Origin of the sequence: Streptomyces sp. NPDC102259, from assembly GCF_044766465.1 — a bacterium.
Lineage (GTDB): Bacteria > Actinomycetota > Actinomycetes > Streptomycetales > Streptomycetaceae > Streptomyces.
Genome location: NZ_JBIWMA010000038.1, coordinates 1 through 20,086 on the forward strand (window position 1 = coordinate 1; position 20,086 = coordinate 20,086).

19 protein-coding genes and 5 pseudogenes are annotated in these 20,086 nt (G+C 68.4%); 8 read left to right on the top strand and 16 right to left on the bottom strand.

Features of this window, described 5'->3' with window-relative positions:
• Positions 1-159 precede the first annotated feature (159 nt).
• Positions 160-923 (bottom strand): annotated as a pseudogene (locus tag ACIRPU_RS41660) (transposase family protein).
• Between the two features lie 252 nt (positions 924-1,175).
• Here ACIRPU_RS41660 and ACIRPU_RS41665 point away from each other — a divergent pair.
• Both ACIRPU_RS41665 and ACIRPU_RS41670 read left to right on the top strand, forming a co-directional pair.
• A complete protein-coding gene (locus ACIRPU_RS41665) occupies positions 1,176-1,460 on the top strand; it encodes a hypothetical protein (RefSeq protein WP_403877635.1) in 285 nt (94 codons plus the stop codon).
• A 248-nt stretch (positions 1,461-1,708) separates the two neighbouring features.
• Positions 1,709-2,932: an IS110 family transposase gene (locus ACIRPU_RS41670; protein WP_403877638.1), complete on the top strand. Its 1,224-nt coding sequence runs from the start codon at positions 1,709-1,711 to the stop codon at positions 2,930-2,932.
• Positions 2,933-3,059: 127 nt separating this feature from the next.
• Here ACIRPU_RS41670 and ACIRPU_RS41675 read toward each other — a convergent pair whose 3' ends face one another.
• Positions 3,060-4,046: an NAD-dependent epimerase/dehydratase family protein gene (locus ACIRPU_RS41675; protein WP_403877641.1), complete on the bottom strand. Its 987-nt coding sequence runs from the start codon at positions 4,044-4,046 to the stop codon at positions 3,060-3,062.
• Between the two features lie 415 nt (positions 4,047-4,461).
• A pseudogene (locus tag ACIRPU_RS41680) lies at positions 4,462-4,731 on the bottom strand (restriction endonuclease); the annotation flags it as partial.
• 38 nt (positions 4,732-4,769) lie between these two features.
• Here ACIRPU_RS41680 and ACIRPU_RS41685 point away from each other — a divergent pair.
• Complete coding sequence (locus ACIRPU_RS41685; RefSeq protein ID WP_403877740.1) at positions 4,770-5,630, top strand: replication-relaxation family protein; 861 nt, start codon at positions 4,770-4,772, stop codon at positions 5,628-5,630.
• 108 nt (positions 5,631-5,738) lie between these two features.
• Here ACIRPU_RS41685 and ACIRPU_RS41690 read toward each other — a convergent pair whose 3' ends face one another.
• Positions 5,739-5,861, bottom strand: a complete 123-nt coding sequence (locus ACIRPU_RS41690; protein ID WP_403877644.1) for a hypothetical protein — start codon at positions 5,859-5,861, stop codon at positions 5,739-5,741.
• Positions 5,862-5,999: 138 nt separating this feature from the next.
• On the opposite strand from ACIRPU_RS41690, the gene ACIRPU_RS41695 reads away from it, so the two are divergent.
• Together ACIRPU_RS41695 and ACIRPU_RS41700 are read left to right on the top strand one after the other, a co-directional pair.
• Entirely contained in the window at positions 6,000-6,422 is a 423-nt protein-coding gene (locus ACIRPU_RS41695) for a CBS domain-containing protein (protein WP_403877647.1), read from the top strand.
• Positions 6,423-6,457: 35 nt separating this feature from the next.
• The gene (locus tag ACIRPU_RS41700; protein ID WP_403877650.1) at positions 6,458-6,682 is read left to right on the top strand and encodes a DUF6480 family protein; all 225 of its coding nucleotides are present in this window, start codon (positions 6,458-6,460) and stop codon (positions 6,680-6,682) included.
• A 442-nt stretch (positions 6,683-7,124) separates the two neighbouring features.
• Here ACIRPU_RS41700 and ACIRPU_RS41705 read toward each other — a convergent pair whose 3' ends face one another.
• The 4 genes from ACIRPU_RS41705 to ACIRPU_RS41720 all read right to left on the bottom strand — a co-directional run bounded on the left by ACIRPU_RS41705 (position 7,125) and on the right by ACIRPU_RS41720 (position 10,651).
• Complete coding sequence (locus ACIRPU_RS41705) at positions 7,125-7,490, bottom strand: STAS domain-containing protein (RefSeq protein ID WP_403877653.1); 366 nt, start codon at positions 7,488-7,490, stop codon at positions 7,125-7,127.
• Positions 7,491-7,498: 8 nt separating this feature from the next.
• Entirely contained in the window at positions 7,499-8,941 is a 1,443-nt protein-coding gene (locus tag ACIRPU_RS41710; RefSeq protein ID WP_403877656.1) for a PP2C family protein-serine/threonine phosphatase, read from the bottom strand.
• Between the two features lie 487 nt (positions 8,942-9,428).
• Positions 9,429-10,361, bottom strand: coding sequence for an anti-sigma factor RsbA family regulatory protein (locus ACIRPU_RS41715; protein ID WP_403877659.1), 933 nt, complete (start codon positions 10,359-10,361; stop codon positions 9,429-9,431).
• Positions 10,361-10,651 (bottom strand): STAS domain-containing protein, encoded by a 291-nt coding sequence (locus ACIRPU_RS41720; RefSeq protein WP_403877743.1) that lies wholly within the window; start codon positions 10,649-10,651, stop codon positions 10,361-10,363. The genes ACIRPU_RS41715 and ACIRPU_RS41720 overlap by 1 nt, the downstream gene beginning before the upstream one ends.
• A gap of 398 nt (positions 10,652-11,049) precedes the next feature.
• Here ACIRPU_RS41720 and ACIRPU_RS41725 point away from each other — a divergent pair, with 398 nt between their 5' ends.
• Positions 11,050-11,298 carry an ANTAR domain-containing protein gene (locus tag ACIRPU_RS41725; RefSeq protein ID WP_403877662.1) on the top strand — a complete coding sequence of 83 codons (249 nt, stop codon included), beginning with the start codon at positions 11,050-11,052 and terminating at the stop codon, positions 11,296-11,298.
• A 19-nt stretch (positions 11,299-11,317) separates the two neighbouring features.
• On the opposite strand, the pseudogene ACIRPU_RS41730 reads toward ACIRPU_RS41725, so the two are convergent.
• Positions 11,318-11,796: pseudogene (locus tag ACIRPU_RS41730) on the bottom strand (ATP-binding protein).
• 148 nt (positions 11,797-11,944) lie between these two features.
• On the opposite strand from ACIRPU_RS41730, the gene ACIRPU_RS41735 reads away from it, so the two are divergent.
• Positions 11,945-12,322 carry an STAS domain-containing protein gene (locus tag ACIRPU_RS41735; protein WP_403877665.1) on the top strand — a complete coding sequence of 126 codons (378 nt, stop codon included), beginning with the start codon at positions 11,945-11,947 and terminating at the stop codon, positions 12,320-12,322.
• A gap of 456 nt (positions 12,323-12,778) precedes the next feature.
• Positions 12,779-13,315, top strand: a complete 537-nt coding sequence (locus tag ACIRPU_RS41740) for a hypothetical protein (protein ID WP_403877668.1) — start codon at positions 12,779-12,781, stop codon at positions 13,313-13,315.
• Here ACIRPU_RS41740 and ACIRPU_RS41745 read toward each other — a convergent pair.
• The 7 genes and pseudogenes from ACIRPU_RS41745 to ACIRPU_RS41775 form a co-directional block, all read right to left on the bottom strand.
• Positions 13,272-14,168, bottom strand: coding sequence for an IS5 family transposase (locus ACIRPU_RS41745; protein ID WP_403877671.1), 897 nt, complete (start codon positions 14,166-14,168; stop codon positions 13,272-13,274). The two genes, ACIRPU_RS41740 and ACIRPU_RS41745, sit on opposite strands and share 44 nt — an antisense overlap.
• 232 nt (positions 14,169-14,400) lie before the next feature.
• The gene (locus ACIRPU_RS41750; protein ID WP_403877674.1) at positions 14,401-15,270 is read right to left on the bottom strand and encodes an SDR family oxidoreductase; all 870 of its coding nucleotides are present in this window, start codon (positions 15,268-15,270) and stop codon (positions 14,401-14,403) included.
• 271 nt (positions 15,271-15,541) lie between these two features.
• A complete protein-coding gene (locus tag ACIRPU_RS41755) occupies positions 15,542-16,444 on the bottom strand; it encodes a helix-turn-helix transcriptional regulator (RefSeq protein WP_403877677.1) in 903 nt (300 codons plus the stop codon).
• Positions 16,445-16,693: 249 nt separating this feature from the next.
• Positions 16,694-17,395: pseudogene (locus tag ACIRPU_RS41760) on the bottom strand (IS701 family transposase); the annotation flags it as partial.
• A gap of 338 nt (positions 17,396-17,733) precedes the next feature.
• Entirely contained in the window at positions 17,734-18,078 is a 345-nt protein-coding gene (locus tag ACIRPU_RS41765; protein ID WP_403877680.1) for a hypothetical protein, read from the bottom strand.
• Positions 18,072-18,668 carry a hypothetical protein gene (locus ACIRPU_RS41770; protein ID WP_403877683.1) on the bottom strand — a complete coding sequence of 199 codons (597 nt, stop codon included), beginning with the start codon at positions 18,666-18,668 and terminating at the stop codon, positions 18,072-18,074. Before ACIRPU_RS41770 ends, ACIRPU_RS41765 begins: the two co-directional genes overlap by 7 nt.
• A 29-nt stretch (positions 18,669-18,697) precedes the next feature.
• Positions 18,698-19,672 (bottom strand): annotated as a pseudogene (locus tag ACIRPU_RS41775) (IS701 family transposase); the annotation flags it as partial.
• Positions 19,673-20,086: the final 414 nt, after the last annotated feature.

A 20,086-nucleotide genomic window follows, 5' to 3' on the forward strand; every position in this document is an offset into this window, starting at 1 on the left:
CTCGACAGGTTCCACGGTCTCCAACTCCACGGCGGTGTCAGTCACTTGACGTCTCTCCCATGATCGTCGGATCCGCCGTTAGATTTACACTCCCGTAGACGGCACTGCTCGTGAAAGCCCGAGGCTAACCAAGATTGAGAAAGTGAGCCTTTTCCATCCTCACTTTGAGCTGGTCAGATGCAGGGTGAGGACGGCCCGGACGAGTGCGGTGATGCGCGTGGTCGAGCACCGGAGCTTGCGGAGGAGTCTCCAGGCTTTGAGGGTGGCTATGGCCTGTTCGACGAGTGCGCGGATCTGCGCGTGGGATCGGTTGACGGCCTTCTGACCGGTGGGCAGGCTGTTCCAGCGGCCCCAGTACGGGGTGCGGACGGTTCCGCCGGCGCCCCGGTATGCCTTGTCCGCCCAGCACTTGATGTCGGCCTCGGCGGGGCGTCGACGATGCCGTGTTCACGAGCGGCTCGGACGTCGTGGATGGCGCCGGGCAGGGCCTGCGAGGCCCACAGCAGTCGGCCGAAGGGATCTGTCAGGACCTGGACGTTCATGCCGTGCTTCTTGTGTTTCCCGGTGTAGAAGGGTCGGTCCGCGGCGATGCGGTCGATCGGCAGGAGTGTGCCGTCGAGGATCACGAAGGCCTTCGTCGAGGCGGTCCGCATCGCGTCGGCCAGGGTGGGCGCGAGGTCGGCCAAGAGGTCGACCGCCTCGGTGACATACCGGTAGGCGGTCGTGGTTCCGATGTAGAATCCGCCCGCGAGCTGGGCGTATGTGTGTCCCATCCGCAGGTGGGCGAGTGCGAGCAGGGCCTGGCGGCCGGGGCTCAGACGGCGCGAGCGGGAGCCGATCGCGCGACGGTGCTGCCGCAGACGGTCGGACAGGAAGCGCAGGGCAGAACTGGACACGTCGACGCCCGACGGATAGACAAGCATGTGAAGCCTCTGGTGGAGACGGTTCTCTTGGTCGAAAACCCATCTACCAGGGGCTTCACCGCGTTGTCAGCCCAAGGGCCGACTGCTGCACCAAGTTGGAGCAAGCTCAGTGTCATTGCCAGTTGACTGCGATCAATCGGCACGATGGATACGCCGGAATCGCCAGGCGCGGATCTCGACATAGAGCACGGCTGCTGCAAGTACGCCGAACGTGTCCTCTACGCATATTGACCACGGTTCAGCTAGCCATCGATGGCCTATGACCGCTCACCCGGCGAGGAGCGGCACGGCGAGGAGGTAACCGGGCAGACGCTCACGAAGCCGACGAGTCTCGTGCCGTTTTTCAACTGCCATGATGGCCCCGTGTCATCGCAGGATGATGCCTGGTCGCACGTGCATGCTGCCCAAATTTGCTCGGCTGGTCAACGCTCATGCGAACGCGCCCTGGCCAACCCTCTACTGCTGGCGGCTCCTGCGGAAAATCCGCGGCAGGACCACCTGGTCACCGCCGCCGTTGCCGCCGAGCTCGCCACCTGATCAAGATGGAAAAGGCTCCTTACCTTGTTGTCGGGTTGATTCCGGTCCTTCGTACGATCGGGAGACCCAGGGGCCTGGGTGTGGCTGAAAGCGCTCATGCCGTACGTGTGGCTTTGACTGATAGGCCACCCAGTGCCCCGCGACGACACGGTCACTCATTGGGATGAGCGAACAGAGATCGCTTCGTAAGGACACGTCGGCGTGGTCGTCTGCAGGGTCCGAAAGACCGAACGGTGAAGGGGGCTCGGGTGCCCGAGCTTTGGGCGGGAACGGATGCAGGCAAGGCCGCGCATCACTGCACGGTGATCGACTCGGACGGCACCAAGCGGTTATCGCGGAGGATCCTCAACGACGAATCCGAGCTGCTGGAACTGATAGGCGACGTCCTCGCGCTGGCCGAGGACAGTCGGGTGACCTGGGCTGTCGACCTGAACGCGGGCGGGGCCGCACTGCTGATCGCGCTGCTCACCAGCCATGGTCAGCGCCTGCTCTACATTCCCGGCCGCACCGTCCACCACGCCTCCCGCAGCTACCGGGGCGACGGCAAGACCGACGCGAAGGACGCCTACGTCATCGCCGACCAGGCACGAATGCGCCGTGACCTGCAGCCCCTGCAGGAGTGGGACGAGATCGCGGTGGACCTGAAAATCCTCACCGCCCGCCGCTACGACCTGGCGGCGGATCGGACCCGCGCCATAAACCGGCTTCGGGCTCAACTGCTGGAGTACTTCCCCGCGCTGGAGCGGGCCTTCGACTATGCCGCTTCCAGGGCCGCGCTGATCCTGCTGAGCGGCTACCAAACCCCTGCCGCCCTGCGCCGGGTCGGCCCGAGCCGACTGGCGACCTGGCTGAAGAACCGCAGGGCGCGGGGCGGCCAGACCATGGCCGACACCGCGGTCGCCGCGGCACAAGCCCAGCACACCGCCGTCACCGGCGAGACCACGGCCGCGGCCGTCGTGCACACCCTGGCAAAGTCGGTGCTGGCCTTGGACGAAGAGATCGCCGGCATCGACGCGCAAATCGCGGCCCGCTTCCGCGAGCATCATGACGCGGAAGTCATCTTGAGCATGCCGGGCATGGGCCCGACCCTCGGTGCGGAGTTCATCGCCTGCACCGGCGGTGACATGGATGCCTTCGGCAGTGCCGGCCGCCTTGCCGGCGTCGCCGGTCTCGCGCCGGTTCCACGGGACTCCGGCCGGATCAGCGGCAACATGCGCCGACCACACCGATACCACCGCCGACTCCTGCGCGTCTTCTACCTGTCCGCCCAGGTCGCCGCCCGCTTCTGCCCGACATCCAGAGCCTTCTACGAGCGGAAGAGAGCCGAAGGCAAGAGCCACAAACAGGCCGTGCTCGCCCTCGCTCGCCGCCGCCTCGACGTCCTATGGGCCCTCATACGTGATCAGCGGACTTTCGAGGCCCAGCCACCTCGGCGCGGTCTTGCCGCGGGTGGCTTTGTAAGTGAGTCTTGAGACCAGTGGTAGGTGAGTTCTGACTGCAGTGGGGTGGGGTGGTGTGTAGCTGGATTTTAATGTCGATGAGATTTGACTCCACTGGGGGCCTTGCGGTGGGAGGCCGGTCGGGAGTGAGAGGCGCGGCTCAGCCCTGTAGGACTTTCGCCTCGCGCTCGGGATCCAGGCCGACCGGGCGGCGGTCGGGCCGCTGTGGCGGCGGGCCGCCCAACTCCTGGAGCCAGCGCCAGGTGTCGGCCACCGTGTCGGCGACCGGACGGCAGCGCAGCCCGGCAGCTACTGCCTTGGCCACGTCGCCCCTGTGCAGGGTGTCGTGCAGCTCGCCCGGCGGCAGCCAGATCGGCAGGTCCGTCCACGGCTCGATTCCGGCGGCCGCAATCACCTCCGGGTCCGTCCACCGCAGTTCGGCGTCCGAACCGGTCACGCGGGCGCACGTCTCCAGTAGCTCACCCATGGTGGAGTGCCCGGTCGGGCTGACGACGTTGTACGCGCCGCCGAGCCCGCGCCCGGCGGCGTTCAGGGTCCAGCCGGCAAGGTCGCGTGCGTCGATGTACTGCAGTGCCAGCTCGTGCGGCCCCGGTGCCAGGACCGGGCCTCCGCGGGCGATCCGCGCCAGCCACCACGGCAGCCGTCCCACGTTCTCCCTGGGCCCCAGGATCAGCCCCGCGCGGACCAGCAGCGCCCGGTCGCCGAAGGCTGCGGTCGCGGCGAGTTCCCCGCCCCGCTTGGCCCGGGGATAGTCGACATCCTCCCCGTCGTCGGGAGAGGCGTCCACCAGCGGGCCGTCCTCGGGCAGCCCGGCCGGGGCCGGGTCGTCGTACACCGACCGGCTGGAGACGTACACGTAGTGGCCGACCCGCCCCGCGAGCAGCCGGGCGGAGTCGCGTACCGCTGACGGCGCGCCGGTCCAGGTGTCCACCACGATGTCCCACTCGCCTCCGGCCAGGGCTGACAGCCCATCGGCGGCAGTGCGGTCGCCGCGCAGCGCGACTACGCCCGGCGGCGACTCCTGGCGTCCGCGGTTGAACGCGGTCACCTGCCAGCCTCGCGTCAGCGCCTCGTCGCTGACGGCCCGACCCGCGAATTCTGTTCCACCCAGTATCAGCAGCCTCATGCCAGTGACTCTGCCCGCTCGTCACCGCGGTGGGAACCGCCGCACGCTCGTGGCGGAATCACTCAGAGCGTAACGGCTCTCGCCGTGACGCCTACGAGCGGTGGACCGGCGCCAACCCGCCTCGAAGGACGGTGCTTCGGGCCAGAATCAAAGGCTCGATTGAGTGACAACGGACATGAAGCACTCCCTCCAAGAGCCTCTGCGCATCCGGTCCATCATCCAGGTGGAGTCAAATCTCACTGACATGGTCGGGCGCTGAACCCCTCAAGTGGAGTCAGAACAGACCTACAACTGGAGTCGGTTGTCTCATACGAGGCCAACACGCACTTGAGTGCGATGCCGTGGGGTTTTGAGCTGCGGCATCGCACTGGCGTGCATGTAGGGCCTGGGATCTTGGGCTGCTCCCCCTGCCGAACTACGTGGCGGCCGGGGCGGGTTCGGTGAGGCGGTCCAGGCGCGTGTAGAGGGCCCGAACGAGGCGGGCGCGGTTCTGGACGCAGCGGGCGGTGCCCTCCAGCGGTGCGGACAGGCGTCCGTCGGCTTCGCGGAGGACGACTTCGGCGAGAGCACCGCGGCCGTCGCTCTTGGGCAGGGCGGCGGCGTGGCGCCGGACGTCGGCGGCCACGGCGCGGGCGTGCCCGGTGAGCTGGAGGGCGATCTGCTCGTAGTCGCGGGGCGCGAGGTCCGGGCTCTTCCGGGGGTGGGGACCGGCTGGCGTTGGCGGTGCTGGTGCAGTACCGGATGGCGACCACCGAGCAAATGCATCTGATCACCGCCCCGGGGGTGCGGATCGAGCAGACCAGGCGCCGGCTGGCCAAGCTCCGTGCCGAGGGCCTGGTCGACCGCATCACCCTGCCGCAGGCGGGACGGACCCAGGTCTGGTTCCCGACCCGGTACGGGGTGCAGGTCGCATCCGAGTGGCCGGAGCTGGGCGGCCGGCGGCCGCCGAGGCTGGTGTCCGATCCGACGGCCGTGCGGCTGCGGGTGGGCCATACATTGACGGTCACCGAGACCGGCCTTCAGTTCCTGCTGGACGCGCGCCGGCGCGGGGAGCTGTGCCGGCCGCTGGACTTCCTCCCGGAAGTCCACCACCGGGTCGGTGGTGGGGAAGCCGTGATCCCCGACGCGCTGCTGTACTACCGCAACGGCCAGGACGGGGACGGGGAGGACTGGTCGATGCTGCGGGCCTTCCTCGAGATCGACCGCGCCACGATGGGGCCTGAACGCCTCGCCGCGAAGCTGGGGGCCTATGCGCGGTTCCACCGGTACGCGCCCGCTCCTGTCGGTGGCCGGCGTACGGCCGCCGCGTTCGAGACGCCGGACGAACAGTGGCGTCGACAGTACCCGCTGTTCCCGCGGCTGCTGTTCGTCCTCGACGCCACGGGCGCGGCCGGCGTCGAGACCCGTGTCCGGGCTTTGCGCGCAGCCGAGCGGGCCGACGATGTGGCCGGCTTCCTACGCGAGGTTCCCGTCCTGGCCGCGACACTCACCGACCTCCTCCACCAGGGGCCGGCCGCCAACGTATGGCGGCCCGTACAAGACCCGGGCCTGAGGATGAGCTGGATGGACAACCCCCACCCGTAACAGCTGCGACGGGCCGGTGCGCAGATCTGCGCACTGGCCGAGGCGGCGGGACGGGTGCCGCGGCCGGGCACGGGCCAGGGGTGCGGTGGAGGCCTTCGACCGCCTCGCTCAGGATTCGTTGACCCGCAGGAGGCGGTGCGCCGTGCGCACCGCCTCCTGCGGGTCCGTGCCCCAGCACACCTTCAGTCCGCCGTACACCGGCTTGGTGCCGCCGCCGCGGCGAAAGCGCATCCCCTCTCGCTCGCGAAACGATCACGAGTGATGAATGCCTTCAGTCGGCCTGGCGATGTCGTGGGGGCGGACCGTCTGCGGGTACTCGGGCTGTGAACGGTGGTGGAAGAGCACCGCCCGCACCTGGAGGGATGTCCCATGACCCAGCATGTCAACGACGTCATGACGAGCGCCCTGGTGACCGTCGAGCCGCAGGCCTCGGTGACGGCCGTGGCCCGGATGATGCGGGACGAGAACATCGGCGCCGTTCTCGTCACCGACGGCGAACAGCTGCGTGGCCTGGTCAGCGACCGTGACCTGGTGGTGCGCGCGCTGGCCGAGGGCGGCGACCCGAACAACATGACCGTGGCCGACGCATGCAGCGAGGATCTCGTCACTGTGGGGCCCAACGACGATCTGACGCTCGCGGTCGAAGTGATGCGTGAGCATTCCGTCCGCCGGATCCCGGTGGTCGACGAGGAACGGCACCCGGTGGGCATCGTCTCCCTTGGTGACCTGGCCATCGAGCGCGCCTCCGAGTCGGCACTCGGAGATATCAGTGCCGCGCGCTCCAATCAGTAGGCCCGACAATCAGCAAGCCCGAAAGGAGTGTCCCCATGACGACTCCTGATCCCGACCCTCGGCGAACTCCGGGTGTCGAGCCAGGCGGCGATGTTTCACCTGGTGAAACGCCACCCGCCGAAGGGGGCACCTATGGCATCTCCTATCCCGTGCCCGAACTGCGCAAGGGATGGGGAGCGATGCCGCTCATCCTGATCATGGTCGTGGTGGTGCTGGTAGCGATCGGGCTGATTGCCATGGTGGTGGCCCTGATCGCGTAACCGGCCCCGAGAGCAGGCGCAGTCAGCGCCAAAGCCAGGCATCGGGAAGTTACGCAGGGCCTGTCGGTCTCTGTTCGGTCCGCGGGAGCAACGGGCCGGTCCCGTCTGAACACGGTCTCCACCGGCCGGGGGAACAACGGCGCGGAACACTGTGGAAGTGGCGCTGTTCGGGGAACAGGAAGTTTTCCATGATCAAGGTTAAAGCGGGGCGCCTGATCGCGCCTGTCCGGCCGGCGGCGCCGTCCCGCGCGCCTGCACCGCGCCCGTCCCGCCCTCTCCCCCGCCGACGTCCCCGACTGGGTCAGCGCCGCCCACCCCGCCCTTCCCCCACCCTCACTCCAGCCAGGGGCGTGGGCAAAGCGGCCGCAACGGGGATGTCATGGTCCGACCACGGGATGCCGGAACGGCTCGGGTAACAGAAGGCGCAAGGGATGCCGCGCGCTTACCTCTTTGCGGAGGCGGGCGGGCTGTCGGTCACGTCGGTGGCTGTGGCATGGACAGGCAGGAGCGAGTCGACGCCGGTCATGCTGAGCATGCGCATCAGGCGGTCGGGAACGGCGGCGAGGCTGAGCGAGCCACCCGCTTCCTGGGCCGCGTGCCAGATGCCGATGATCGCGCTGAGACCGGCGGAGTCGCAGAAGCCGACCTGTGCCAGGTCCAGGACCAGGCGCGGGTGTCCTTGCTGGATGATCTCCAGGGCCCCGGAGCGCAGGGCGGGGGCGGTCTGCATGTCTACGTCCCCGCCGATCGTGGCGATCGCGAGGCCGGGGTGGGGGTGCTGGACGGTCAGGTGGAGTGCGTGGGTCACGTCGGTCATCACTCCTGGCCGAAGTGTTCGGGTGCGGCGGTGGTGTGGGCGGTGGCGGCGACGCCGGTGCCGGGTGCGGTTTCGGGGTCAGACACGGACAGGGCCAGCAGGGCCACGTCGTCGCCGACTCCGTCGGGCATTGAGGCCAGCAACGTGACGGCGTCTTCCATCAGGGCGGTGGCGGTGAGGGGGCCGGTGCGCTGGTGGAGGAAGCCGGTCAGGCCGTCCTCGCCGAGCATGGCGTCCTGGGTGGTGCGGGCTTCGATCAGTCCGTCGGTGTAAAGGAACAGTCCCTCCCCGGGGGCCATCAAGAAGGTGTCCTGGGCGAAGGAGGCCTGGGGGAAGGCTCCGATGAGCATGCCGCCCTTGGGCCGGACCGCCTTGACCCACACCGCGCCGCTGTCGTCGGGGCGAAGGTGGTAGGCCGGCGGGTGGCCGCCGGTGGCCACGGTGACGGTGAAGCCGCCGTCCTCCCGGGGTGTCAGGAGGCCGAAGAGGGCGGTGCAAAATCTGCTTCCGGCGGTGACGTCGGTGAGCAGGGTGGTATTGAGTGTGCTCAGGACAGTGACCGGGTCCGGGTCGATCTGGGCCGCGACGCGCAGGGTGTGGCGGGCGAGGGCGGTGACGGTCGCCGCCTCGGGGCCCTTGCCGCACACGTCACCGAGGAAGAACGCCCACCTGCTGCCGTCGACGGGGAAGACGTCGTAGAAGTCGCCGCCCACGTCGTGGACGGAGGCGGTGCGGTAGTGGCAGGCCAGCTCAAGGTCGGGCACCAACGGAAGGGCCGGGGGCAGCAGGGTGCGCTGGAGGGTGGAGGCGAACGCGGCGATGGCGCTCTTGTCCTTCTCCGCCCGTTCCCGCGCCGCCCGTTCCGCCTCCCGCCGCTCCTGCTCGTTGCGTAGTGCGCGCAGCGCCGACAGCCGTAGCTCCATCTCGTCCAGCACGATCGCGGCAAGATCGGCCAGGGTGGCGGTGTCGTCCTCGGTGATGGAACGCGGCTTGGTGTCCAGGACGTTGACCGTGCCCAGCCGGTGGCCGTCGGGGGTGATGATCGGGGCAGCAGCGTAGAAGCGCACACCCATCTCCCCGGCGACCAGCGGATTGTCCGCCGCCACGGGATCACGAAGAGTGTCGGGAATGACCAGCGCGTCATCGCGCAAAATCGCCGAGCCGCACAGGCCCGGATCGCGGCCGATCTCCTTGACACCCTCCAGGCCGTGTGCGGCCTTGAACCAGATGCGGTCGGTGTCCACGATCGTGACCGTGGCCACGGGGACATCGAAGAGGCGGGCGGCCATCGCCGCCACCCGGTCGAACGCGCCGTCGGGCGGAGTGTCGAGGATGTCGTAGCGGCGGACCGCCTCAATACGGGCCACCTCCACATCTGGATCCGGGACCAGCTCGGGGCGCCGGGTGGGCGCCTGATGGGCCGCCGAAGCCTGCTGCGTCATCGGCTTTCCTCTCCGTCGATGGGCCACCGCGAGCGGCACGAACCGACGCAGCCTAGATCGAGTACACGTCCGAAAGCCAATGCCAAGGAACTTGATCGCACTGCACGGACTGCTGTGGCCAAACGATATCCGTGACCCCACCCAGGCGGCACCCAACCCCGTTCGGCTTGAAGAGGGCGAGGTCAACGAGGCCCTGGCCCTGATCGAGGTCATGCCCCGCGACAGCGCGGCCAGAGCAGCTGCCTTGCGTAAGGCCAGCGTGTCGGCAGCTCTCCGTGCTTGGGAAGCGTGCCTTCCCGTAGCCACCCCCCGCTTACCAACGACGTCCTGGCCGAGGGTGTGACGCGGTGCGGTGGCCTAGGATCTGCGCCAGGCCGATGCCGGTCGCCGGGTCGCGGTGCATGGGGCGGTACAGAAACCGGGGCCGGAAATACAAGGTCGGCGAGACGAGCGGGGCGGGCGGCCACAGGTGGCCGCCCGCGCGTTGTCACAAGCTGAGGTAGAAGCGCACGGTCGTGCCGTCGTCGCCGGTGTGCACACGCACCAGGTCGGCCACGTAGTGGACCAGCATCAGGCCCCGGCCGCCCAACTGGCCGCGCTCCGGTGGACGGCGGCCTGCCAGCGGATCGGTCAGCCGGCCCGCATCGCGGACCTCACACACCAGCTGCCCCTGCTCGGCCCAGACCGCGAGTGTCCCGCGGCCTCCGCCGTGGACGACACTGTTGGTCGTCAGTTCCGCGACCGCCAGCTCCACATCCATTAGCCGCTCCCCGGCCAGGCCCAGCAACTTCGCCTGAGCGAGAGCGAACTGGCGAACCGCCTGAAGGTGCTCATCACCGTAGGAGAAGGTGGCGGCGTCCGGTGCAGGCGCAAGCACCTGGTTGTACCGATCGACGACCGCCTGCCAGTCGTAGGCGTCGCTGACCGACTCATGTCCTTCCCCGCTGATGAGGGTCGGGTGGGTCACCCGCGCATCGGCGATCACCTCCGGGTCCAGCCGCACCTCGTCGTAGGGGCACAGGATCGTCACCGCCCGGCCCTCGAACGCGGCGTTGATCAGCGCCTCGTGCTGCGCGCACGCCGGGTACTCCACCGCGCTGCGTCCTGCCCAGATCGGCTCGCCAATGATGCGTACCCGGCCTTTGGGGTGGGCGTCGGCGAATCCGCGCAGCACCTTGGGGATGATCCGCCCCGGGTTGCGGCCGGCCTCGGTCATGTCCAGGAACAGGATGCTTTCGGCATCCCCGCCCAGACCTGCTTTGATCAGCTCCAGGTTGGGGCCGGGCACCGCCACGGCCATCGGCTCGGCGTTGGTCAGGCCCTCGCGCAGGAAGGCCACCGTCTGCTGCGTGTACTCCTGCTCGGTGCGGTAGAAGAGGGCAGGGTGCACGAACGCCTCGCGGGTGGTCACCGTGCTCATCACAGAGCCACCTCGATCCGGTCCAGGCCCGGCCAGAACATCTCCAAAACCCGCGGCAGCTGCGGCGGGGGATTTTCGACCACAACCCTCCCGTCGGGCAGGTTCATGGCGGTGACCGCCAGCGCGGTCACCCCGGCCACGTCGACGAACGCCACATCCGACAGCTCCACGTACGACACGCCCGCGTGCCGCCGGGCCAGCTCGGAGAGGGCCTGCTCCCAAGACGGGCGAGTGAGGACGCTGATCTCACCGCGGGCTCGTATCCCGGCACGACCTGGCAACGCGCTCACCTCCAACGCAGCCCTCCCGGATTCCGCCGGGGCCCGCTGGCCCACCGCATGTGGAATATCCACGCTCGGGCTCCTTCACATCAAGCCGCCTGCCGACCGTCCCGGCACAAGCAGAGGAAAAGCTCCTCCCGACGGGGCAGTTTATCCAGGCGGCACACACGCCTGGATCTGTCAGCTGGTGGCGACCCATCCCCAGTGAGTGTGGGGAAGCAAGTTCCCGCGGCTTCCTCCGGAATGCTACGGCCGGGCGACTCACGCGTAGTGACGCGTTGGAATCGGATGGAGGAACCAGGGCAGGCGTGTGAGCGTGCCCCTGTCCGCTGTCTTTCCCGGTGATTGCCTTGGCTTCGTCCGTCCATCCCCGTCCTCAGTCCACATCGGCGTCGGCCGATGAGCTGATGGAAGAGCGGGAACGGCTGCGGGCGGAAAACCGGCAGCTGCGGCAGGCCCTCGCCTCGCACGCCGTCGTCGACCAGGCCATCGGCGTCCTGACCGTCCTGGGACAGATACCCCCATGCGACGGCTTCACGGTGCTGCGAGAGGTCTCCCAGCACACCAACATCAAACTCACCCAGGTCGCTGAACAGGTCATCAAACACGGTCAGGGCGCAGCGCTGGCCCGCCAGGCCGCCTCACGCCCTGTCTGACTGGGGCGGGCCCGCGTCTTTACAGGGGCCGCCGTCCGGAGATGGCGCCGCCGGGGTCGTCCAGGAGGGAGATGCGGGCGGTGATGCGCTTGCCGACCGGCTCCCGCTGCGCTTCGAAGCCCTGGGCAACGGCCATGACGATCTCCAGACCGTGCTGGCCCACCCGTCCCACATCGGCGGCCCGGGCCACCGGCAGCACCGGATCGCTGTCCCACACCACCACCTCGACCGCGTCGCCGACGATGCGCAGGTCAAACAGCACCGGGCCCGGCGCGTACTTGCGGGCATTGGTGACCAGTTCGCTGACCACCAGCTGGGTGAGGTCCATGGACGCTGGTAGACCGGCACGCCGTACTCGGCCTGCACACGGGTGAGGAAGCCGGTGGCGAGGTGGCGGGCACGGGCGATGCACGTGCCGTCGCCGTCCAGGGCCACCGTGGTCTGTATGGCTTGCTCATCCGGTACCGCGCTGTCCTCACCCACCGGGGCTGGTTCCATCGCGGCTCGCTTCTCCTACCCCGTTCACACCCCCGCGCGTACCCGCGCATGCGTAGTACACGCTTTACGCCCTCGATAGGAAGGCATTACGCGGGCTGTGCAGGGCAGCACTGCTGGGTGAAGGTCCTGATGTGCCAGTATCACCGACATGGCTGAGGGAGAGATGGCGGACACTGGACAAGCTGAGCAGCCGGGTCAGCTGTCGGTCGTCTCCACCGCCACCGACGGCATCCTCGTGCTGACCCTGGCAGGGGAGATCGACCATGACACCGGCCAGGCCCTCCGCCAGGCCCTGGACGCCTCCGGCGCTCCCCGCCCCCGCATCGTGGTCGATCTGAGCCGGGTCACCTTCATGGACTCCACCGGCATCAACATCTTCGTCGCCGCCCACCGCACCCTCGCCGAGGCCGACGGCTGGATACGTCTGGCCGCACCCGGCGAAGCCGTGATGCGTACCCTGCAGATCGTCGGTGTCGGCGCAGTGATCGACTGCCGTGAAACCCTCCGCCAAGCACTCAGCGACTGACCGATCCCCCGATCGGCTCAGCGCTGATGGTGCTCGCGTGTGGACAGGTAGAGAGGACTGAGCCGGCGCCAGTAGCCGTGCACGAGGTCTTCGGCCTCCCGCACCGCCCGCTGAGCGCATGACGCGTCCGTCCGCGCCGTCCGGCGGGATACCGCCGCAGTGCGCCGCCTGCTCCTTCGGCCCGTCAGGCACCAGCGCGCGAACGGTATCGCTGCCTCCACTGACAATGCGCTGGCGGCATAGACCCCATGACCGGCCACTGGCTCCTCCTGCCGGACACCCGTACGGACCCTGCCGCGTTCATGTGCCCCGGTATCGCATCGTCAACGTCACCGCTGGGCTAAGAAGTTGTTGCCTTTCCGGGCTTGAGGGCTGCGTTTCCGCTGGTCGGGCGTAGGGTCGGAGATCCTGTGGGAGTAGTGGCCTGTCGTGCTGTCGCTCTCTGGGAGGTCGTGGATGCCGTCGGTGGTTGGGCTGTTGGAACAACGTGAGCTGGTTGCTCGCCGCCGTATGGATGAGCTGCGTGAGGAGGCCGACCGTATCCAGGCCGAGCTGGCTGCGGCCGAGCAGGAATGGCAGGAGTGGGTGATCGCTCGCAGGCGGGTCGATACGGTGCTGGCTCCGGATGGCGACACCGCCGCCGATATCGAGGTCACCGAGGATCCGCGGGATGCGGACGCGCAGTCGGCGCCCGGGGCTGCGGTGAAGTCGAAGTCGCAGGTGCCCGTGTGGCGTGAGGGGTTGGCCTGGTCGGTGCTGTCGCTGGACTACCAGCGCATTCTGCAGGCGCTTGCGGACCGGCCACGGCTCCATCAAGGGCCGCTGACCTGCCAGGAGATGGCTGTGGCGTTCGGCGTGGATGTGGTGCCGGCGCGGGTGGAAGCACTGCGGTCGAAGGCGAAACGCCTGGTCGTGCGCGGCTGGCTGGTTGAGCCTGCGCCGGGCCGGTTCACAGTGGCTCAGGGTGTGGCCGGGCGAGGCGGCGGGTCATGAGCAGGGTCATCGACCAGTAGATCATCGCCTCGGCGCTGGTTGTGCGGCGCTCATAGTCGCGTGCCAGGCGGCGGGTGCGCATCAGGTGGGCGAAGAGGCGCTCGACGATCCACCGTTTGGGCAGGACCACGAAGCCGCGCATGTCGTCGCTGCGTTTGACGATCGCCAGGACCAGGGCGAGTGTGGCCAGGCAGTACTCGACGAGGTTGCCGGTGTAGCCGCCGTCGGCCCAGACGAGGGTGAGCCGGTTGTGGGCGTCGGCCACCTCCTCCAGCAGCACCCGGGCGGCAGCGCGGTCGCCGGTGTCCGCAGCGGTGACCATCACGCCCAGCAGCAGGCCGAGGGTGTCGACCACGACGTGCCGCTTGCGGCCGTTGACCAGCTTGCCTCCGTCGAAGCCCCTGCTGTCGGACCCGACGACGGCGTCCGCCTTGACGGACTGCGAGTCGATTACCCCAGCGGTCGGCTCCGCATCGCGTCCCAGCTTCTCGCGGACGTTGGCCCGCAGCCGGTCGTGGAACTCCTTGACCAGGCCGTGGTCGCGCCAGCGGCGGAAGAACGCGTACGCCCGGTCCCACGGCGGGAAGTCGGCGGGCATCGCACGCCACTTGATGCCATTGTCGACCAGGTACCGGATCGCATCGAGTATCGCCCGGTGGCAGTATGCCTCCGGCTGCCCTCCCCGGCCTCGCAGCCAGCCCGGCACCGGCAGCAGCGGCCGGATGGCCGCCCACTCCGCGTCCGTCATGTCCGTCGGGTAGCGCGGCTGCCGCGCTCCGCTGTCGGCAGCGTTTCCGAACCGGTGAGCCAGGCAGTCACACTCCAGGGCGACCGAACCGGAGGGTCCGGACATCACGGAACACTGCGGCACCAGGGCCTCCTGATGTTGCTCGGCGAGTTCGACACCAACGAGCTGTTCAGGAGGCCCTGCTCGTATGCACCGAGTACCCCGCGACCACCCGATCGGGACCCCGTTCGATCGGCAAGGCCCGAGACCGGTACGGCAAGAGCTGCTCGGGCGGCGCAGTCCTCTCGCTGCGCCGCCCTGCTCGACTGCCGGGCCCGGCCAGTCGGTGATGGCGTGCTCAGGCCGGGTTGGAAGCCCTGAGCGCCGTCGCGATGGTTTCGGCGAGCGGGGTGGTCGGGCGGCCGATCAGGCGGCTGAGGTCGCCGTTGCCGCCCTGGAAGTGGCCGCGCTTGATGGCGAGGTCGGTCTCGGCAAAGACCTCGGCCTGTTCCGCGGGCATACCGGCGCCGGTGAACATGGCGGCCAGCGCCTCGACCGGGACATCGTTGTAGGCCACCTCTGTTCCTGACTGCTTCGACAGCTCGGCCGCGTATTCGGTGAAGGTCCAGGCGGTGTCGCCGCTGAGCTCGTACGCCTTGTTCTCGTGGCCTGCGGTGGTCAGGACGACGGCCGCCGCCGCGGCGTAGTCCTGACGGGTGGCGGAACCGATCCTGCCCTGGCCTGCGGCGGCGGTCACGCCGTGCGCCAGCTGGAGGGGGATCTGTGCGGTGTAGTTGTCGGTGTACCAGCCGTTGCGCAGGAGCGTGTAGGTCAGGCCGGAGTCGAGGATGGCCTGTTCCGTAGGTTTGTGCTGCTCGTCGGCCAGCTTGTATTCCGCCACCGGAGCACCGAGGACACTGGTGTAGGCGAGCCGGGCGACGCCCGCCGCCGTGACAGCGTCAATGACATTCTGGTGCTGGACCGTGCGTCGGCCGAACTCGCTGCTGGAAATCAGCAGGACGACATCACCTGCGTGGAAGGCACCCTTCAGTGTCTCCGGGTCTTCGTAGTCGGCTATCCGCAGTTCGACGTTCTTGGCGGCGATGTCCGCCGCCTTGTCCGCGTTGCGGACAACCGCCGCGATCTGGTCAGCCGGCACTCTGGCCAGCAGCTCATCGATGACGAGACGGCCCAGCTGGCCGGTGGCTGCGGTGACAACAATGCTCATGGTGCGAGTTCCCCAATACTGAGAATGAAGTTACTTGGCGCATGCCGATTCATGCCCCAATTGATTGCCCACGGCATCCTGCAATTAGGGGTCGGGTGCCGAAACAGGGAAGAAATCTGCGTAGCTGCGCATGGTGGCGACTCCTGGGTTTCATCCAGCCTGAATTGGCGTGAATGCCGACAAATAATTCCGTGAGAGGTGTGCAAGGACCGCTCTGCAGCGCACGGGCGCACGGGAACAAGGGTCTGCCGCCGCCGCGTGACCATGTGCGTCAGTTGCGCTGTTGCCGCTCGCCGGACGGGGCCTGCTGGTGCGGGGTGGCGGACGGGTCTGCGGGGGTGCCGGTCCAGCTGCCCAGCAGGTTGAGGGCTTCGGCGGACGGTGAAGCGGGTTCGGGGGTGTAGACGACGAGCGCTTGGTCAGGGTCGCCGGAGACGCCGAGGACCTCGTGGTCGAGCGTGAGGTCGCCGACCAGCGGGTGGTGGAAACGCCTGGTGCCCATGCCGTGACAGACGACGTCCGGGTTGCCCCACATATGACGGAACCGGGTGCTGCGCAGCGACAGTTCGCCTATCAGCTCCGTCAGCTGCGGATCACCGGGGTGGCGTCCTGCGTACAGGTGCAGGTGGGCGACGCAGTCGCCGGCGGACCTCTCCCAGTCGACCAACAGCTCCGGGGCATGCGCGTCAAGGAAGACGTAGCGGGCCATGTTGCGGTCACGGTGCGGGCGGGCGTCGAAGTCGGCGAAGAGGGCGCGGGCCATCTTGTTGGAGGCCAGGACGTCCATACGGTGACCCTGGATCATCGCGGGCACGTGGTCGAGCGTGTCCAGGAGCCGGTAGAGGCCCGGGCGCACCCGCTGTGGGCTCATCGGGCGGCGGCGGTGCGCGGGGGACGCCGGTCTGGCCAGCGTGAAGAGGTGGGCCCGCTCGATGTCGTCCAGCTGCAGGGCGCGGGAGACCGCGTCCAGGACGGTCTCGGACACCTGCCCGGCCCGGCCGCGCTCCAGGCGCGTGTAGTACTCGACGCTGACCCCGGCGAGCCGGGCGACCTCCCCGCGGCGCAGGCCGGGCACCCGGCGAGCGCCGCCGGCGGGGACCACTCCGGCTTGCTGGGGGGTGATCCGGGCCCTGCGGGTGGTCAGGAACTCACGGATCCCGGTGCTCGGCTCCATGCCCTCCACGCTACGGGCCCCGACCCGGCCCGCACCCCGGCAAAAGGGACCCTGTCAGTACCCCTTCCAACACTCCAGGGGCCGTCCCAGCGTGATCGCCCGCAACAGCGGAAACGATGACGCTGCAGTGGGCCCGAATCCGCACGCGTCTATATGCCCCCGTTCGTATGCACCGCATACCCGGCGACCACCCAATCGGGACGACCGTTCGATCGACAAACCTCAAGATCGGTACGACAACAGCCACTGAGAGAAGAGGTGATCGGTGCGTCCGAAGTGCGGCACCTGCTGGGACTTGGGGACCGCGAGCACATATCCCAGGCCGGTCTCCTCCAGCATGCGGCGCAGCCGCCACTCCTGGCCGTAGGCGGCGTCCGCGGTCACCCAAGCGATTGGCAGCGGCGAGGCGATCGTCCGCAGCACCATGGCCTTGGCCAGGTCGGGCTTGGTGGCGAAGGGCCGCTCGTCGGGGATGTGGGCGGCGCGGCAGCGGTCACGGTCGTCGGTCCAGGACTTGGGCAGATACAACTCCCGGTCCACCAGGGCGCGTCCGCGTGTGGTGGCGTAGGCGGCGAACACGCCGATCTGGCAGTTCTCGGTGCGGCCGGCGGTGCCGGAGTACTGGCGTTGCACGCCGGCGGAGGTGGTGCCCTTCTTGAGGAATCCGGTGTCGTCGAGGATGAGGATCCCGCCGGGTTCGCCGAGCCGTTCGGCTACGTAGTGCTGGAGGTCGTCGCGGAGCTCGTCGGCGTTCCAGCGGGCGCCGTTGAGGAGTCGCTGGAGGCGGTCGGGTGTGCGGTGTCCGGCGTATTCGGCCAGCTGCCAGCTGTTTTTGCGTCCGACCGGGCCCAGCAGTCCCCGGATGTAGTCACGCATCCTGCGACGCGGCTCGACGCGCCTGAAGCGGTGGCCGGTACGCAGGAACAGTTCCTCGAGTTCGTCGTTCCAGATCTCAACTGCACGCTCGTCGATCACGCCCGGAGGCTGCCCAGAGCGTTGCCACTATCAGCGGCGGCTGCACACGATCGAGGGGCAGCCCGGGAAAGAGAACACAGGTCGGCAATCAACCCTCTACCTCACCCAAACCGCCCCTGAACAGGGAAAACGTCAAAGTGCTGCTGGAGTACTAATACTCCAGCTGTAGATCGTGATCTTCATGTCCGGCTGCGGCCGGTCGGCAGTAGTAGCTGGTCTGTGATCGTGCCTGGCGGCGGCATCGCCATTGGGACGGGCCGAAGCAAATTCCGACGGCCTTGACTAGCCACCCGGCTTGTTGGGGCCCTCGGCGCTCAGACCAGGTGGTGGGTGGTCAGCTTCCCGCCTTTCGTCCCGGCGGCGAGGAGAGCGCTTCCGTCCGGCAGAGACGCCGCGGAGACATAAGACCCGATGAACGTTTGTTTGAACGATTCGCCGGACAGCAAGTCCCACTGGCGCACCATGTCCTGGTCTGCGGTGAACAGCCGTATCCGACCCGACACGGTCGCCGTCGCGATCCTCACGAATTCCCCCTCGGCCGGAATCGGCGGGCCTACCTCCTCCCCTGTCTCGGCGTCCCAGCGGCAGACGACCTCGCCCTCCTCTACCACGCCGACGATCAGCGGTCGCCCGTCGTCGTTGTACGCCGTAGTCAGCATGTCGATGTGAGGAGCGTTGATCTTTGCGCCGAACGACGACTCCAGAGGTCGCCCTGCCAGCGCCGTACTCCTTCGTAGTCCCCCGTCACGATCAATGAGGGCCCGCCGCGCAACTTCGCGATGGTCACGGCGACCACATCTCCCACATGTTCCAGCGGAGGGGACAGAGGCGCGCCTGTGACCGGGTCCCACATGTGCAGCCCGGCGACCCCTGTGCCGACCAGCTGAGCCCGCCCACCGCCCGTCACTTCTCCGGCGACCTGGAAGATTTGGTCGTCCCCGACCGCGTTGGCCAGAAGCCGTCCGCTCGCTCCGTCCCACAGGCAGAGGCCGTCCTCGTCCCCGGCCGCGATACGCACCTGCCCGTCCGGGAGCACGAGCGCTGTCAATTCGAACGTGTCGATGGAAGCGTTCTCGGGGACCTGGAAGTTGCCCGTCGGACGGCCGGACTCGGCATCCCACCGGGTCAGCCGCCCGGAAGAGGCAGCCACCAACTCTGTCCCACCCGCAGGTGAACGGTAAATCAACGGGGCTACCGGACCGTCGAGATCCGCGATCTCGATCCCGGGTCCAACCATTTTCGAACGCATCGTTTCCTCCCCTGCCGGCACCCCATTCTTCATGTCTGGGCTGCGGCTTGTCGGCGATAATGGCTGGTTTGTGATCGTGCCTGGTGACGGCGTCGCCAGTCGGACCAGCCGAGCCGGTGGGCGAGACCGTTCATCGGCCGGACGGTGACGGCGAGGAACAGGTGCTGGATCTCGTTACAGGTCAGCGGGGCCAGGCCCTCCGGTCGGGTGCGACGGGTGTACTCGTCGGCGCGCACGACGGCGAGGAAGGCATGAGCGAGCATGGCGAGGGTGACCCAGCGGCTCCAGGACGGGTAGCGGCGGACCTGGTGCTCATCGAGCCCGGCCAGGCCCTTCGCGCTCTGGAAGGTCTCCTCCACCCGCCACCTGGACCCGGCCGTCCTGACCAGGCTGCGCAATGGGACCGGCCCGGTGGAATGGCAGCGGTAGTAGGCGAGTTCGCCGGTGGTGCGGTTGCGCCGGATCAGCAGCTGACGGTGGCCCCGCGCCGAGTCGGTGAGGTCGATGGCGGCCCAGTCGTAGAGGCGGTGCCCCTTCGCACCACGTCCGGCGGACAGCTTCTGCCAGGCCCGCTTCGGGAGCTTTCTGGCCAGTGTGTCGGCGCGGAACTTTCCCGCACCGGTGGTCACTTCGGCCGCGCAGGCCACCGCGAGGACATAGCCCAGGCCGCGTTCTTCCAGGGCTGCTCTCAGTTTCTGGTTGCCGCCGTAGACCTCGTCACCGGTCACCCAGTCGATACTGTGCCCAGCGTCCAGAAACCGTTCGATCATCGTGAGGGCCAACTCCGCCTTGGTCGCGAAGACGGCGTCCTCGCTCAGCCCGGCCGCCCGGCATCGCTCCGGGTCCGAGGTCCACGAACGCGGGACGTACAACTCCCGGTCCACCGCCGCGTGCCCGCGGGCGCCCGCATAGACGAGATAGACGGCGACCTGGGAGTTCTCAATGCGGCCGGCGGTGCCGGTGTACTGGCGCTGGACCCCGACGGTGCGGGTGCCCTTCTTCACAGCTTCCCTGACCGCCTTGGTGTAGGCGGTCGCCCGGTCCCGGCAGATGACCTCCGCGCCGGGATGCTCGGTGAGCCAGGCCGCGAACGTCTCGGAGGTGCGATCGGGCAGCACGTCCACGACCCGGCCGGCCTGCTCTGTTGATCTCCCCACCTTTTGTGTGATCCCGTTGAGCGCTTTGAGCGATCTTGCTCGGCGTGTCGGGGTGGGGGCGGTGCGTCCGGAAAGCCTGCGTGAGCTACGAGTTCGGCCTGTTCGGGGGCCTGGATGCTCACCAGGGAAGAAGACGTGGATGCTCATGCGCTGCGTCGGCAGGGGTGGACGATCTCGGCGAGCGCCCGGCATCTGGGCCGGGACCGCAAGACGATCCGTGCCTATCTGAACGGTGAGCGGGTCCCAGGTTGTCGGCGTCAG

Bases quoted from the DNA above. Each gene is read 5' to 3' on its own strand.
- ACIRPU_RS41665 (WP_403877635.1), top strand. From the start codon at position 1,176: ATGGCCTATGACCGCTCACCCGGCGAGGAGCGGCACGGCGAGGAGGTA.
- ACIRPU_RS41675 (WP_403877641.1), bottom strand. From the start codon at position 4,046: ATGAGGCTGCTGATACTGGGTGGAACAGAATTCGCGGGTCGGGCCGTC.
- ACIRPU_RS41690 (WP_403877644.1), bottom strand. From the start codon at position 5,861: ATGCGCTTTCGCCGCGGCGGCGGCACCAAGCCGGTGTACGGCGGACTG.
- ACIRPU_RS41695 (WP_403877647.1), top strand. From the start codon at position 6,000: ATGACCCAGCATGTCAACGACGTCATGACGAGCGCCCTGGTGACCGTC.
- ACIRPU_RS41700 (WP_403877650.1), top strand. From the start codon at position 6,458: ATGACGACTCCTGATCCCGACCCTCGGCGAACTCCGGGTGTCGAGCCA.
- ACIRPU_RS41710 (WP_403877656.1), bottom strand. From the start codon at position 8,941: ATGACGCAGCAGGCTTCGGCGGCCCATCAGGCGCCCACCCGGCGCCCC.
- ACIRPU_RS41715 (WP_403877659.1), bottom strand. From the start codon at position 10,361: ATGAGCACGGTGACCACCCGCGAGGCGTTCGTGCACCCTGCCCTCTTC.
- ACIRPU_RS41725 (WP_403877662.1), top strand. From the start codon at position 11,050: ATGGAAGAGCGGGAACGGCTGCGGGCGGAAAACCGGCAGCTGCGGCAG.
- ACIRPU_RS41735 (WP_403877665.1), top strand. From the start codon at position 11,945: ATGGCTGAGGGAGAGATGGCGGACACTGGACAAGCTGAGCAGCCGGGT.
- ACIRPU_RS41740 (WP_403877668.1), top strand. From the start codon at position 12,779: ATGCCGTCGGTGGTTGGGCTGTTGGAACAACGTGAGCTGGTTGCTCGC.
- ACIRPU_RS41745 (WP_403877671.1), bottom strand. From the start codon at position 14,168: ATGTCCGGACCCTCCGGTTCGGTCGCCCTGGAGTGTGACTGCCTGGCT.
- ACIRPU_RS41750 (WP_403877674.1), bottom strand. From the start codon at position 15,270: ATGAGCATTGTTGTCACCGCAGCCACCGGCCAGCTGGGCCGTCTCGTC.
- ACIRPU_RS41755 (WP_403877677.1), bottom strand. From the start codon at position 16,444: ATGGAGCCGAGCACCGGGATCCGTGAGTTCCTGACCACCCGCAGGGCC.
- ACIRPU_RS41765 (WP_403877680.1), bottom strand. From the start codon at position 18,078: ATGCTGACTACGGCGTACAACGACGACGGGCGACCGCTGATCGTCGGC.
- ACIRPU_RS41770 (WP_403877683.1), bottom strand. From the start codon at position 18,668: ATGCGTTCGAAAATGGTTGGACCCGGGATCGAGATCGCGGATCTCGAC.